The 14,169-nt window shown below is 62.0% G+C and carries 16 protein-coding genes and 1 pseudogene; 8 read left to right on the top strand and 9 right to left on the bottom strand.

The window, feature by feature from the left end:
- Positions 1–212 precede the first annotated feature (212 nt).
- A complete protein-coding gene (gene znuA, locus ASD52_RS29905; protein ID WP_025427321.1) occupies positions 213–1,238 on the bottom strand; it encodes a zinc ABC transporter substrate-binding protein ZnuA in 1,026 nt (341 codons plus the stop codon).
- A gap of 203 nt (positions 1,239–1,441) precedes the next feature.
- On the opposite strand from znuA, the gene ASD52_RS29900 reads away from it, so the two are divergent.
- The 3 genes from ASD52_RS29900 to ASD52_RS29890 are packed head-to-tail and all read left to right on the top strand — an operon-like array spanning position 1,442 to position 3,565.
- Positions 1,442–2,347 carry an ATP-binding cassette domain-containing protein gene (locus tag ASD52_RS29900; protein WP_025427320.1) on the top strand — a complete coding sequence of 302 codons (906 nt, stop codon included), beginning with the start codon at positions 1,442–1,444 and terminating at the stop codon, positions 2,345–2,347.
- Entirely contained in the window at positions 2,340–3,170 is an 831-nt protein-coding gene (gene znuB, locus ASD52_RS29895) for a zinc ABC transporter permease subunit ZnuB (RefSeq protein WP_025427319.1), read from the top strand. Before ASD52_RS29900 ends, znuB begins: the two co-directional genes overlap by 8 nt.
- Complete coding sequence (locus tag ASD52_RS29890) at positions 3,170–3,565, top strand: Fur family transcriptional regulator (protein WP_025427318.1); 396 nt, start codon at positions 3,170–3,172, stop codon at positions 3,563–3,565. The genes znuB and ASD52_RS29890 overlap by 1 nt, the downstream gene beginning before the upstream one ends.
- A 98-nt stretch (positions 3,566–3,663) precedes the next feature.
- On the opposite strand, the gene ASD52_RS29885 is transcribed toward ASD52_RS29890, so the two are convergent.
- From ASD52_RS29885 to ASD52_RS29855, 7 genes are all read right to left on the bottom strand, one after another.
- Positions 3,664–4,194 carry a gamma carbonic anhydrase family protein gene (locus ASD52_RS29885; RefSeq protein WP_025427317.1) on the bottom strand — a complete coding sequence of 177 codons (531 nt, stop codon included), beginning with the start codon at positions 4,192–4,194 and terminating at the stop codon, positions 3,664–3,666.
- Positions 4,195–4,325: 131 nt separating this feature from the next.
- A complete protein-coding gene (locus ASD52_RS29880) occupies positions 4,326–5,012 on the bottom strand; it encodes a fumarylacetoacetate hydrolase family protein (RefSeq protein ID WP_025427316.1) in 687 nt (228 codons plus the stop codon).
- Positions 5,013–5,079: 67 nt separating this feature from the next.
- Positions 5,080–5,283, bottom strand: a complete 204-nt coding sequence (locus ASD52_RS29875) for a hypothetical protein (protein WP_025427315.1) — start codon at positions 5,281–5,283, stop codon at positions 5,080–5,082.
- Positions 5,284–5,654: 371 nt separating this feature from the next.
- Positions 5,655–5,894: a DUF982 domain-containing protein gene (locus ASD52_RS29870; protein WP_025427314.1), complete on the bottom strand. Its 240-nt coding sequence runs from the start codon at positions 5,892–5,894 to the stop codon at positions 5,655–5,657.
- 168 nt (positions 5,895–6,062) lie between these two features.
- The gene (locus ASD52_RS29865) at positions 6,063–6,302 is read right to left on the bottom strand and encodes a hypothetical protein (RefSeq protein WP_171519872.1); all 240 of its coding nucleotides are present in this window, start codon (positions 6,300–6,302) and stop codon (positions 6,063–6,065) included.
- 221 nt (positions 6,303–6,523) lie between these two features.
- Positions 6,524–6,907, bottom strand: coding sequence for a hypothetical protein (locus tag ASD52_RS29860; RefSeq protein ID WP_057208715.1), 384 nt, complete (start codon positions 6,905–6,907; stop codon positions 6,524–6,526).
- 162 nt (positions 6,908–7,069) lie between these two features.
- Positions 7,070–7,531, bottom strand: coding sequence for a DUF3828 domain-containing protein (locus ASD52_RS29855; RefSeq protein WP_057214286.1), 462 nt, complete (start codon positions 7,529–7,531; stop codon positions 7,070–7,072).
- A 452-nt stretch (positions 7,532–7,983) separates the two neighbouring features.
- On the opposite strand from ASD52_RS29855, the gene dusA reads away from it, so the two are divergent.
- Positions 7,984–9,075: a tRNA dihydrouridine(20/20a) synthase DusA gene (dusA, locus tag ASD52_RS29850; protein ID WP_025427310.1), complete on the top strand. Its 1,092-nt coding sequence runs from the start codon at positions 7,984–7,986 to the stop codon at positions 9,073–9,075.
- Between the two features lie 551 nt (positions 9,076–9,626).
- Here the strand turns inward: dusA and ASD52_RS29845 are convergent.
- Positions 9,627–9,839, bottom strand: a complete 213-nt coding sequence (locus ASD52_RS29845) for a cold-shock protein (protein WP_025427309.1) — start codon at positions 9,837–9,839, stop codon at positions 9,627–9,629.
- A 1,087-nt stretch (positions 9,840–10,926) separates the two neighbouring features.
- On the opposite strand from ASD52_RS29845, the gene ASD52_RS29840 reads away from it, so the two are divergent.
- The 4 genes and pseudogenes from ASD52_RS29840 to ASD52_RS38945 form a co-directional block, all read left to right on the top strand.
- A complete protein-coding gene (locus ASD52_RS29840) occupies positions 10,927–11,496 on the top strand; it encodes a J domain-containing protein (RefSeq protein WP_107027611.1) in 570 nt (189 codons plus the stop codon).
- A gap of 469 nt (positions 11,497–11,965) precedes the next feature.
- The gene (locus ASD52_RS29835; protein WP_025427307.1) at positions 11,966–12,688 is read left to right on the top strand and encodes an LssY C-terminal domain-containing protein; all 723 of its coding nucleotides are present in this window, start codon (positions 11,966–11,968) and stop codon (positions 12,686–12,688) included.
- Between the two features lie 284 nt (positions 12,689–12,972).
- On the top strand, positions 12,973–13,728 hold the full coding sequence (locus tag ASD52_RS29830) for a DUF4239 domain-containing protein (RefSeq protein ID WP_057208713.1): 756 nt from the start codon (positions 12,973–12,975) through the stop codon (positions 13,726–13,728).
- A 54-nt stretch (positions 13,729–13,782) separates the two neighbouring features.
- Positions 13,783–13,920 (top strand): annotated as a pseudogene (locus ASD52_RS38945) (molecular chaperone DnaJ); the annotation flags it as partial.
- Positions 13,921–14,169: the final 249 nt, after the last annotated feature.

Here is a 14,169-nt window from a genome sequence, read left to right as displayed (position 1 = left end):
TCAGTCATCGGTTAGACCTGTCCGCCGGTCACTTCCGGGGCTTGATCTGTCCTTTCGTCATCCTCGGGCTTGACCCGAGGATCCAGCGGCTGAAAGCCCCACAGGGAGGCACGCTGGATGCTCGGGTCAAGCCCGAGCATGACGGAGAGGGGCGGCGCGTGGCGCGCCTTTGCCGCCTTGGGAGGACGGCTATGCCGCCTTGGGAGCACGGATCAGCTTGCCGAGGCGAGGCAGGTCTTGAGCGACGTGCCGATACCTTCCATCAGCTGGAAGTAGAGGTCCGGCCCGGCATCGAGCGTGGCCGCCTCTGGATCGAGCGTCCCGGATTTCGCCGGCGTGCCTTCGATCACCACATTGATCAGTTTCGGTTCGAACTGCGGTTCGGCAAAGACGCAGGTCGCACCCAGTTCCTTGATCTTGGCGTGGATCTGCGACAGCCGATCGGCGCCGGGCAGAACCTCCGGGCTGACCGTGATCGAGCCCGCCACCCGCACCTGGTAGCGATGCTCGAAATACTGATAGGCATCGTGGAAGACGACGAAGGGCTTGTCCTTCACCGGCGCGACGGTTGCGACCAGGCTCTTGTCCAGCGCGTCGAGGCGCTGGTTGAGTTTCTCGAGATTGGCCTTGTAGGCGCCGGCATTGTCCGGGTCGGCCTCTGTGAGCGTCTTTTCGATCTCGGCTGCCATCGCCCTAGCATTTTGCGGGTCGAGCCACAGGTGCATGTCGAAGCCTTCGTGATCATGGCCCTCATGCGCATGATCGTGGTCATCTGCGGCAGCAGCCTCGGGAGCTGCGGCATCGTCGTGTTCCGCTTCGCCCTCGGCGTGCTTGTGGCCCTCCTCACCATGGCCCTCGTCGTCGTGATCATGCGCCTCGAAGGCGCCGCCTTCGCGGAACTTCAGCTTCTCAAGACCCGGCGCTTCGCTGAGCTCCACCACCTTGGCGCCGCCGCTCAGCGCATCGAGCGGCTTGTCGAGGAAGGCTTCGAGCCCCGGGCCGACCCAGAAGACCACCTTGGCCGCCTGCAGCGCCGCGGCGTTCGACGGTTTCATGTTGTAGGTATGGGGCGAAGCAGCACCCTCGACGATCAGCGACGGTTCGCCGACGCCCTGCATGATCGAAGCGACGAGCGAGTGGACAGGCTTGATCGAAGCCACCACATTGGGGCCGGCCGCTGCAACGGGCGAAGACAGCAGGATTGTGGAGGCAAAGAGCAGGGCGGAAGACGATTTCATCGGTTTCTCCGGGCTTGAATGTCACGCAAGGCCCTGAACCGACTATCGTTTTCGGCCAGGGACAGGCGCAGTTCGGACACTTGAAACACCGAGCACACGTCCGGTTGAACGTGTCGATGTTTCAATGTAATGTTATTACATCAATTGCGTTATGCTATAACGTGTGCGATAGCCAGTGGCAACCGCCAATCCGGAATTTTTTGATGCTGAATTTCCGATCCCCAGAAACGACACCGCTGGTGCGGTTGAACAATGCCGGCGTCAGCCGCAACGGCCGCTGGCTGGTGCGTGGCGTGGAGTTTTCCATCAGCCCGGGCGAGATCGTCACGCTGATCGGCCCCAATGGCTCTGGCAAGTCAACGACCGCGAAGACGGCGATCGGCGTGCTGAAGGCCGACGAAGGTTTTGTCGAGCGCAAGCCGGGCCTGAAGGTCGGCTATGTCCCGCAGAAGCTTGCAGTCGACTGGACGCTGCCCTTGACAGTCGAACGGCTGATGACGCTGACCGGCCCGCTGAAGGGCAGGGAGATCGAGGAGGCGCTGTCGGCGACCGGCGTTCTGCATCTGGCGAAAGCCGAGGTGCAGCATCTGTCGGGCGGTGAATTCCAGCGGGCGTTGCTCGCGCGGGCGATCGCCCGCAAGCCGGACCTGCTGGTGCTCGACGAACCGGTGCAGGGCGTCGACTTCAGCGGTGAGATCGCGCTCTACGAACTGATCAAGCAGATCCGCAACCGCACCGGCTGCGGCATCCTGCTGATCTCGCACGATCTGCATATCGTCATGGCCGAAACCGACACGGTCGTCTGCCTCAATGGCCATGTCTGCTGCCGCGGCACGCCGCAGGCCGTCAGCCAGAGCCCGGAGTACCAGAAGCTGTTCGGCAGGCGCGCTGCCAGCACGCTTGCGGTCTACAGCCACAATCACGACCACACGCATCTGCCTGACGGGCGCGTGCTGCATGCTGATGGTTCGATCACCGAGCACTGTTACCCGGGCGACGGCCATCACCACGACGAGGACGACAACGTGCATGACCATGGCGAGGATTGCGGCTGCGGCCACCACACCCGCCTGCATGGCTTCGAGGTGAAGGAGAAGCGCGATGCTTGACGATTTCTTCGTCCGGGCGCTGATCGCCGGCATCGGTATCGCCGTGATGGCGGGGCCGCTCGGCTGCTTCGTCATCTGGCGGCGCATGGCCTATTTCGGCGATACCATGGCGCATTCGGCGCTGCTGGGTGTGGCGCTGTCGCTGCTTCTCGATCTCAACCTGATGGTGGCGGTGTTCATCGTTGCGGCTGCCGTGTCGATATTACTGCTGTTCCTGCAGCGGCGCGGGGCGCTGTCGACCGATGCGCTGCTCGGCATCCTGTCGCATTCGGCGCTGTCGATCGGCCTCGTCATCGTCGCCTTCATGACCTGGGTGCGCATCGATCTCGTCGGCTTTCTCTTCGGCGACATTCTCGCTGTGTCGGAATCCGACATCGACATCATCTGGGGCGGCGGCATCCTGGTGATCTTCGCGATCGTCTATCTCTGGCGGCCGCTGCTGGCCTCCACGGTCAATCCTGAACTCGCCGAGGCCGAGGGCATGAAGCCGGAGCGGGCGCGGTTGTTCTTCATGCTGTTGATGGCGCTGGTGATCGCCATCGCCATGAAGATCGTCGGCATCCTCTTGATCACCTCGCTGCTGATCATCCCGGCGGCCACAGCCCGCCGCTTTGCGACGTCGCCGGAAATAATGGCGGTTCTTGCCTCGGTGATCGGTGCGCTTGCCGTTACCGGTGGGCTTTTCGGTTCGCTGCACTGGGACACGCCGTCGGGACCGTCTATCGTCGTTGCTGCACTTGCGCTTTTCGTACTGAGTCTGCTGCCGATCGGGCGGCGTCGGTTGGAGACAGCGTCTCATTCCACGCCTGGAGGGCATCATTGATGACGACCCCGCAACTGACCAAGAACCAGACGATGGTGATGAATGCGCTCAGCCATTCCGAAGGCCCCTTGAGCGCCTACACAATCCTCGACAAGCTGCGCGACCAGGGGTTTCGCGCGCCACTGCAGGTCTATCGCGCGCTCGACAAGCTGCTCGAGTATGGCCTCGTGCACCGGCTCGAAAGCCTCAACGCCTTCGTTGCCTGCACATGCCCGCACGAGCACGAGCATGATCACGGGGTCACGGCGTTTACGATCTGCGAGGGGTGTGGGCAGGTAACCGAGTTCCACGACACCGCGATCGAGCAGCGGTTGTCGGCGCTGACGCGTGCACAGAACTTCAAGACGGAAAAGACCACCATCGAGATCCGTGGTCACTGCCAGAGCTGCGCCTGACTGAGCGCGGCGGGCTCGTCGCGCTTAGAGCAATTCCAGGAAAAGTGCGAAGCGGTTTTCCGTCAGCGTTTTGTGACTCCGTTTAAACCGGAAACGCTCTAGTCGAGCTTCGTCAGCTGCATCGCATAGCGCTGCCAGTTCTTGACGTAGTGGCTGGCCGAGCGCTTCAGCCCTTCGACGGCGGCATCGTCAAGCGTGCGGATGGCCTTGGCGGGCGCGCCGACGATCAGCGAATTGTCGGGGAACTCCTTGCCCTCGGTCACCAGCGCATTTGCGCCGACCAGGCAGTTGCGGCCGATCTTCGCACCGTTCAGCACCGTTGCGCCCATGCCGATCAGCGAGTTGTCGCCGATGGTGCAGCCGTGGATGATGGCGCCATGACCGATGGTGCAGCCTTCGCCGATGGTCACGGGAAAGCCGGGGTCGACGTGAATGACGGTGTTTTCCTGGATATTGGTGCGGGCGCCGAGCCGGATCAGCTCGTTGTCGCCGCGCAGCGTGGCGCCGAACCAGATGCCGACATCCTCGCCGATTTCCACCTGGCCGATGATGTTGGCATCAGGCGCCACCCAGTAGCTGCCCTCAGTAGGCGTTTGCGGACGCAGCGGTCCAAGGGCATAGAGCGGCATCGGGCAATCCTTGTTGTTGGAGCATTCCCTGAAACCGCGTGCAGCGCTTCCTTTATCGGGAGATGCGTCAAGACAATGCGATGGGGCGCTTCCGCGATGCGTTCCGAAACGAAAGCGGAAGCGCTCCGATCTTAGAGAACGGTAACGGCAAGCGCCGCGACGCCATCGACGCCGCAGGTCACCGCGTCGCCGCGCACCACCGGACCGACACCCGAAGGGGTCCCGGTCATGATGATGTCGCCGGGGGCGAGCGTGAACAGCCGTGAAAGCTCCGAGATGACTTCGGGTATCTTCCAGATCATCTGCTCGAGATCGCCCTGCTGGCGTAGCTCGCCATTGACCTTCAGCCAGATATTGCCGTTGACGGGATGACCGATCGCCTCGACCGGCACGATCTCGGAAACAGGCGCCGAATGTTCGAAGGCCTTGGCCGCTGCCCAGGGCTTGCCCGCCTTCTTGGCCTCGGCCTGCAGGTCGCGGCGGGTGAAGTCGATGCCAACAGCATAGCCGTAGACGCAGTCGAGCGCCTGTTCGACAGGGATGTCGGCGCCGCCGCTTTTCAAGGCGACAACCAGCTCGACCTCATGGTGCACATCGGCCGTGCGCGGCGGATAGGGGAAGGTCTTATCGGCCACCAGCAGGTTGTCCGGGTTCTTCTGGAAGAAGAACGGCGGTTCGCGATCCGGGTCGTGACCCATCTCGATGGCGTGGGCCGCATAGTTGCGGCCCACGCAATAGACCCGGCGCACCGGAAAACCCACGAGGCTACCGGCGATCGGCAACAGGACGGGTGGTGAAGGTGGAATGACTGTTTGCATGATTGTCCGGCTGTTTCGAATCCCAGCCGGACGTTAACACCCTGTTCGGGTGCTGCAAGGGTTTATCTCAGGCGCAGCAGGCGTAGGCTTGCAACTGGGCGCGCGTGAGAAACCGTCCATCCGACCGAGAGTTCAGTTCCGGATGGCTGTATTCGAGGCTCGGTACTTGAAGTTCCAGGGCTTGGCGCACGGTCATGATGCCGACATCGCGACGATCGCCGTCGCGCTTCACACTGACTTCAACGATGCGATAGAGATTCTGCTCGCTCATGATATCTCTCCCGTTTTCGTTGTCCCTTTTTTCTGGGACATTATGCTTTTTCCCTTGATGGGACTCAGACGCTTCGAAATTGGTTTTTGTGAGGCACCTCATGATATAGCGCAGAGAAATGAAGGCTTCACGACAGAAATCGGGCCATTTCCGGGAAATTTGCGTGCTATTTGAAGATGCTGCGCCGAATCGGCACGGTAACTCCACCACCGGATGCCATGCTCAGGCACTGTCTGGGGCGCGATCGCGCCGCCGCAAGTCATTTCTTCCAAGAGGGCGCAGATGCCAATCAACAGGCCCTCCGGCGTGCTCTTCGCATGCCAACGGCAAGGGGCGAGTGCAGGGCACTCAATGCGGGTGGCAAATGCCTCTTAATGCGCTTTCAATTCGGCTTCATTTGCAGCCGAGATGAACAGCGATCGCGCTTCTTCCACCGTGCGACGGCCGTCGATGGCGGCGCGGCAGGCGCTGCGGGCGGCGACGTAACTCGGTCCGCGCCGCGGCCAATGGTCGGCAAGGCAGGCAAGCGCGTCTGACGGGCCCTTGACGGTGCGGACATCGCCCGTCACGAAGTCGAGTTCGATCGGCTGGTTCCAGATGATTTGATGCATGCGTCTCCTCCTCGAGATCATCTCAATGAATGTCGGCATCGCGACTGCTTGCGACAGGGCTCCTCCCACGCGGCAAGGGTCAACTGTGCTAATGTAGCGCAGGATAACGCTTTTGTAAGCAGCTTTTCCGGGTGCGTCTTGCCGAAGCACAACCGCTGGACTTCGCCCCTAGGCCGAGGTCGATGTCTCCGCCAAGCGTGAGGCGAACAAGCGGCCGACGACAAGCAGCAATTGCTCATTGGTCGTGCCGGCCAGATATTCGTCGATCAGCATGCGTGCATGGCGGCGGGCACGGGCGCTGTCGCGCGGCCAGTGTTGCTCGGCGCAGATGTTGTCGAAGACGCGCTGCAGCGTGTCGATATCAGGCTGCGACAGCGCGATACATTGTGTCGAGCGCAAAGGGTTCACGTCTTTCTCCCCCGGCACCCAAGCCCCGGTGCCCGGCGAACTATGCCATAACCCCCCATAATAGAACCCCTTGGGAATAAGGGGTTCGCGAAGCGGATTGGAGAGAAAGCTCGATCAGCGCCAGGCGCTCGTCTGGACGGGCAGGGCGAATTTCGAGCGCGGGCATCTCCGCCTTTCTGAAGCATTGCCGCGACGCTGGTGCCCGCAGCGCTGTCGCCGGTTCAGGCCGGTCCGACGCCTGCCACCTTGGTCTGGCGGCCGCCTTCCTCGATCCTGACATAGTCGGGTCCGATCCGGGCGAATTGGTCGCAGCGCCTGCCACCATCCTCGAAGGTGATGCAGACTTCGTCGCCCGCAATCGTGTAGGTTCCGCCGTCGCGCACTTCGTAATCGCGGTAGCCATATCGGCCGTCGGCAAAATAGGAGGAGACGACGCCGTTAATGGTGTAGCGCAGCGACTTGCCGACGATAAGGGCCTGAAGATCGGTGCCGGAGAGCGTCGGCACGGAAGGCGGTTTCGGCTTCGCGATCTCCTGATCCTCGAGCGCCACTGACTGGCAACCCGCGAGCTGGAGGGTGAGGAGTGCCACGATCGCACGTTTCATGCCGTCTTCCCTTGTTCCTGCCTTCTGTATCGATACAGGGACGCTGCCCTAATCGCCTGTGATACCGCCTGTCAAGCCGAAGATGCTTGCGTCTGGTTGTTTGCGCGGCCCGGCCACCTGCGAATTCGTTTCCGTGCTGCGGTTCGAGCCATATCTACCGCTTCAATATTGCGCGTTGGCGAAGATCTCGCTCAACGTCCACCGGGTATCGCCCTCGGTGCTTTCGATGTCGTCGACCTGCCAGTTTCCGGCTTCGTTCATCAGACTGTAGCGCAGGGTGACGGGCGCCGAAAAATTCTCGAAGCGCACGGTGACGACAGCGGATGGGCCGGTGATTTCGGCCTTGCCGATGCGCAGGTTGGCGATGTCCCAATCCTGCCCGTTGATGACGGGGTCGAAGCCGATGGCGCCGACCTCACCCTGGCTCTTCTCCGCGTCGGTCTCGTAAAGCTTGGTGAGATCGTTGGAGAAAAACGCGTCGCGCTCCGAGGTGTCGCCGTCGCCAAGATATGGCGCATAGAGCGCCTCGATGAGCGCGGTCGGGGACCTGAATGGCTGAGCCCAGGCGCCTGTTGCAACCGCCGTCGCAAGCCCCAGCACAAAAGCAAATGTGACATTTTGCATGAATGGTCCCCGATCGAGTCGCCTGTGATTTTTTATCAAGGATGACGGCTCGAGCGTGAGCCATTTTTGGTGCGTTTTTGCGCCCGGCTTTCCGGCCCCGCCGAACTGCCTCCGCCCGACGAAGGCTTCGGATGTCGCGACGCAAGTCTTGCAGGCGGCAGGGCGCAAGCCATCAAAGTCTGCCAGAAACTCTGGCGCGAAATGAAGCGTCTGTCGCAACAGCCCGTGGCGTTGCCGGCATTTCTGATCCGAAGCGTCCCGCCGTGCCGTTCGCGTGAGCAGCCACGCCCGATGACGGCGATCCGCAGCCAGGAGCCTTGCTGCCCGTCAAAGGCTCGCTTTCTTGCCTGCGCCATTATATAAGCCGGCAACGGTACAAGACGCTGGCCGTCGGCGGGCGCGTGGCCATCGCGCTGCCCTTTGCCGCCGCGAGCGAACAAGAGACAGAAGAAATGACTGAGAACGCAGCAAAATCTGCGGCCGGAAGAGCGTATTTCAAGGCTCCGATCTTCGCCGTGGCGCCGATGATCGACTGGACCGATCGGCACTACCGGTTTTTTGCGCGCCGGCTTTCGCGGCATGCGCTGCTCTATACCGAGATGATCGTCGCCGACGCGATCCTCAGGGGCGATCGGGTGAAGCTGCTCGGTTTTGATGCGTCGGAGCATCCGGTGGCGCTGCAGCTGGGCGGCAGCGATCCGCGCAAGATGGCGGAGGCGGCCCGCATTGCCGAAGCGTTCGGCTATGACGAAATCAACATGAATGTCGGCTGCCCGTCCGACCGGGTGCAATCCGGCACTTTTGGCGCCTGCCTGATGCAGGAGCCTGGCGTGGTGGCGGAATGCGTGGCGGCGATGAAGGCCACGGTCACGATCCCGGTGACGGTGAAATGCCGCATCGGCGTCGACGAGCAGGATCCGGAAGTGGCGTTGCGCGATCTGGTGTCGCGCGTCGTCGACGCCGGTACGGACGCGGTCTGGGTCCATGCCCGCAAAGCCTGGCTGCAGGGGCTCTCGCCCAAGGAAAACCGCGACATCCCGCCGCTCGACTACGCTCTCGTGCACCGGCTGAAGGCTGAAAACCCTAATCTTTTCATCGGCCTCAACGGCGGACTTCAGACTTTGAATCAGTCGCTTGACGAGCTCAAGCATCTCGATGGCGTGATGCTCGGTCGGGCCGCCTATCACGACAGCGCCATGCTTTCGTCGGTCGATGGCTTTTTCCCGCATCCGCTGACCGGCGCGCCGACGCTCATTCACGACGCTGCCGACTTCTCAGAGCGCGGCCACCGGCTGGACCTGTCCTTCTGGGCGGAATTGCGCGAAGCGATGGCCGATTATGCGGCCGGCCACATCGCCAATGGCGGCCGGCTCGCCCATGTCACGCGGCATATGGTCGGGCTGTTCCAGGGCTGGCCGGGTGCACGGCGCTACCGCCAGATCCTGTCGTCTGACGCCACCCGCCAAGGGGCTGGGCCGGAGGTCATCCACGCCGCCTTCGATGCCGTGTTCGAGGCGGCAGCCGCAAAGCAGGCGGCCGAGTAGGTCCGGAGACGTCGCGGAACGTCATCCTCTGCATGTCGCAGAGGGCCAGCGTCGGCACGGCCGGAATGTCTCACATGGCGACTAGGGACTGCGCCTACAGCTGCAACCTTGCGCCGCGGACGCGGCGCTGCTGGATTTCTGTGACGAGCACAGAAATGAGGGGCGACTTGTTCGAGGCAGAGCGGTGGCCCCGCTTGCTGGCCACATGGTGTGTTGTCGATCCTCACGGTGATCGAGAACGCCTGAGGCCAAATGAAAAGAGCTGGCGGACCCGCCAACATCGGCCGTCGTCCTCACACCGACGCGAGTCTCTCATTTGAGCCGGCGCCATACTCAGCCTTGAACCGCTGTCATCCTCGGCCTTGAGCCGATGATCCCCCTGGCCGCCCCGCGAATACTTGCGGATGCGGATGCCGAGGTCTCCTCGGTCGAAGCGAAGGCGGCTTCCGGCCAATGCGTCGGCACCCGCCCCGACACAAACCAACAGCCCAAACGAAAACGGCGCCCCCTGGGGAGCGCCGCTTCCAAAAAGTCCAGTCGGACGATCCGGCTTACGAAGCCTGGATGTTGACGGCCTTCGGGCCCTTGCCCATGCGGTCAGCTTCGGTGTCGAACGTGACAACCTGGCCGTCCTTCAGCGTAGCAAGGCCAGCGGCCTGTACAGCGGAGATGTGGACGAATACGTCCTTAGCGCCGCCGTCCGGCGTGATGAAACCAAAACCCTTGTCCTGGTTGAAGAATTTTACGGTGCCCTTAGTGGCCATGGAAGAAGTCCTTTTCCTTCAGTCTTAAAGCTATACCCGCGCCCCCGTGAGGATGTGGGTGTGTCGTCTTCCGCATACAAGCGGATAGGCGTCGAGTAGTCACGATAACGGGGAAAGAACGTCCATTTGCCGCTTCCGGCCGGCCCGGCAAGCCGGGCACAAAAGAGAAAGTCCAGTCTCCGGGATTGAAAACGCCCGAACGGTAGCAGCAGTGACAGTATTTGCAAAAAAACGCAAGAGCCATTCGCGCGGCTTATTTCGGGAAAATGTGCCGCCAACCACAGCATTCTCAGGGGTTTTGGGCTTCTGCAATTCAAAGCGCCACAGCGACCTTGGCGCGTCTGATTAGACGCGCGGCGCTGTAGCGGCTGCCGCTTGGTGCAGACGAACGGCGAGGGGACGCAGAGCCGGGCGGGCTATCGGCGAGCATGTTGCAGACTGCCGCGTTCCGGCCGCTGGATGATCGCGATCTTGGTGTCATTCCTCAGCGGGCAACCATCGCCGCTATCGGCAAAAGTGGAAGAGGCGACCAAGGTTTTGGGGCAGGCGCGTGCCGCAGAAAAGAGCGAAGGTCACCCGCGGCGGGCGGAGTGCGTGTGAGGGCCGTTGATGGCGACGTCCGTTGATTGTCGCGGCCACGCGCGGGCCGATAAGCAGCCGAACAAGCGGGCCGAACGCGCATCGGTTTCCGCGTGCGCCAAGGTGCGTCGCCCTTCGATGGGCCGCCTTCCGGCCATCGCTCCTGTTGCGGGCGACGCAGGTCACGTGGTCGGTTTGCGCCGTAACCATTGGTCCTGCATGGAAAAATCGGGGACGGCCCGTTTCCGACCACAATTTCGTCCCGACCACGGACGAACGTGCGCGCCGCCGCGTCGGAAGGGCGAGTGCTTCGGCGCGCCTCGACTTGATGAACGCGGCGCCCGGATGCGGTGATGATCCCATCACGCCGCATCAGCACTTGAACAAGTTTGGGATAACGCGCAGGCTTTACCGGTGATTGGTTCCGGTCTTCGGTTGCGTGCGTTAGGTCAGGCGGAGAAATCGGAATGCGAGACGAACAGGGGGCAGCGTGATCGATCCCTACGAGATGCTTGGCGTGGACCGCGACGCGAACGACCAGGCCATCCGCACGGCCTATCGCAAGGCGGCCAAGGCGGCCCATCCCGACTCGGGCGGCGATGCCGAGCAATTCGCCCGGCTGCAGGCGGTCTATGATCTCCTGAAGGATCCGGTGCGCCGCAAGGTCTTTGACGACACCGGCTACGACCCGCAGCTCGCCGAGCCGCGCGACCTCAAGGGCCTGATGATGCTGGAGACCCTGGTCAACGACTTCATTCTCGACGAGCGCGAGCCCGGCAGCTTCGACCCCGTCGCCGCCATGCGCCGCAAGCTTTCCGACGATATCGTCAAGAGCCGCTTCCACATCCTCGAGCTGGAGCGCCACCGCGCCCGCGTGCGAAAACACCTCGACCGCCTCGGCCGCCGGCCGGAAACCGACGTCCTCGGCTCGATGCTGCGCGCCCGCTCACGCTCGATCGCCGAGGCGATCAAGACCACCGAAGAGCAGATCAAGACGATCGAGCAGGCCTATGAAATGCTGGAAGGCTATTCCTACGAGCTGGAGGCGCTGGAGGTAAAGGCGCACGCCGCGGAGTAGCGCTGCTCGCATCTTGCCGCAGAAGGCAAGGGAGCCGTGCCGCTCGCCACTCGCGGCCCGACGCCGGCAGCCTGCGGACGTTCTGCCTCCAACTGGCCGTCACTGCGCTTGAAAACGCGGCGATCCGGTTCGCGTACAGCGCCGCGCGTCTTAATCAGACGCGCAAAGTCGCTGCAGCACTTTGAATGGCCGCCTGTTTTGCTATGGGCTTTGCGAGATGCAGGAATACTCGTCAACGGCGTGCAGCTGCAGCCGTCTGCACCATACTCGACGGTCGTTTTTGGGACACGCAAGGCGGTCGCGTCGGTTCAGAGCGCAGGGAATGAGTTTGCGGCGGTGGTGGCGGAACGGAGACGGGCTGGTGCAGGATCGGCATGACCATAACCACACGTTGCTTTCCTGGCTGTTTCAGGTTTAGCTGATATCGCCTTTAGCTGATATCACCGCACCGGGACTAGGGTGAACGCAGATGACCCGTCGCAGGAAACTTCATGCATCTCTGAGCGTCCTGGCGGTTGTGCTGGTCGCCTATCTGCTGGTCAGCTATTTCCTGCTGCCGGAGCTCTGGATCTTTCACGACAGGAGCCGGGTTGACGATTTTAGCGCCATGGTCACCACCACCGAGCAGGATATTCCCGGCGACCCTATCAACGTCGGCCTCGTTGGCTCCAAGGAACAGGTGATCCGCGCCTTCGCCGCGGCCGGCTGGGATCCGGCCGACAAGATAACCCTGCGATCCTCCGTCGACATCGGATTGAGCGTGGTGCTCGATCGGCCGGACCTCGATGCACCGGTCAGCCCTTTGTTCTTCGAGGGCCGGAAACAGGATCTGGCGTTTGAAAAGCCCGTCGGTAACAGCGCCGACGAGCGAAACCACGTGCGCTTCTGGCAGACCAAACATACCGGCTCGGATGGCAAGCCGCTTTGGCTCGGCTCGGCCAGCTTCGACCGCGGTGTCGGCTTCAGCCACGACACCGGCCAGATCACCCACCATATCGGCCCGAACCTGGACGCAGAGCGAGACTTGGTCATCGGCGATTTGCAAAAGGCCGGACAGGTTTCCTCGACCTACGACATCCCCGGCATAGGCGCCACCACGACCGGCCGCAACGGCGGTGGCGATCCCTATTTTACCGATGGCAAGGCGCTGGTTGGAGTGCTGGGGCAGGTGACGGCTGGCACTGGCGGCTAAAGCGTGGCCCGCAAGACGATGGCTCAAGCTCGGCGATGTCGTGAACTGACGACCGGGCTGCCGCGGATTCGAGACCGTCGGCCAACACCTCAGCCGTTGCGGACTTTGATAAAGTTCCTATCCTACAGCGCCGCGCATCTGACTAGATGGGCAAAGGTCGCTGTAGCACTTTGAACTGCTGCATGTTTCTTTAAAGCGAATAGGATTTAAGGAAACATGCAGTAGCCGCCCATGGGACGCGCCAGACGGACAGAGGGCAGTGGAATAACGGGAACGGGGCCGGAATGAGTGCGATCTTGATTGCCGTTGCCGCGTTCCTTTGCCTGAGTGTGGCGGCGCTTGGCATGATGCACCTCTATCCGAAGCTGCCGGCGCGTCATCGCGATGATGACACCAATACCGTCGTGCGGCTCGTTGCCAATATCTTCGTGGTCATGGCGTCGTTGGTCTTCGGCCTGATGATCAATTCGGCCAAGAATACGTTCGAGGGGATCGACGACAATGTGCATTCCTTCGCCATCAATCTGATCCTTCTCGACCGGACGCTCAGGACCTATGGCCTCGCCGGCAACGATGCGCGGCAATATCTGATCGCCTATGTAGAGGGGGTGATTGCCGATCCCGAAAGGGTCGACAATGTGCAGCACCAGGGACCCAATTCCACGCAACAGCGGCTGGATACGGTCGGTAACAGCCTCGCGGCCATTCAGCCCGCCGACAGCCTGCATGAATCCATGCTGGTGAGTGCCCGCCAGCAATATAACCGCATCGTCGAACAGCGCTGGACGATCGTCGAGCAATCGGAAGGCGCAATACCGATGCCCGTCATCGGCATGCTGATGGCGTGGATGACGCTGATCTTCGCCAGCTTCGGCTATCGCGCGCCGCAAAACGTCGTGGTCGTCGCCATGTTCGTGGTTTCGGCGATGTTCATCGCCGCCTCTGTCTATGTCGTGCTCGACATGGACATTCCGTTCACCGGCGCGATCCTGATTTCAGATGCGCCCCTGCATAGGGCGCTGGCGGAGATGAAGCTGTAGCGCGGAGCGGTGATGCATGCTGGGCTAGCCGCTGCCGTCCGCAAAGCTTTGCGCGATTCCGGGCAATTTGCCCGGCTGCAGGCGGCCTGCGTTCTCCTGAAGGATCTGGTGCGCCGGAAGATCCATGCCGACACCGGCTACGATCCGCAACTCGCCGAGCCGCGCGACCTCAAGGGCCTGATGATGCAGGAGCTTGATAGGCACAGGGGGGGTGGAGTTGAATTAGCCAGCCCATCATTCGATTAAGACGTGCGGGGGTACTCAAGCCATCGGGCCGGAGCGCGGTCTTATGAAAAGCTAAAGCAGAGGAAGCCCACGTGGCCGCATAAGGCAGTCCTGTTTGGCCAGGCCGCCTGAGGCGACGGAACTGGATGAGTTCAGTTCTGCCGAATGATTGACGACTCTGCGGCTGCTCTCCCAAAAAGAACTATGCTTTGATGT

It is taken from the genome of Ensifer sp. Root142, assembly GCF_001426785.1.
Classification (GTDB): Bacteria; Pseudomonadota; Alphaproteobacteria; order Rhizobiales; family Rhizobiaceae; genus Ensifer; species Ensifer canadensis.
Note: the sequence above shows the minus strand (reverse complement) of the source record. Positions and strands in the feature narration are given on the sequence as shown.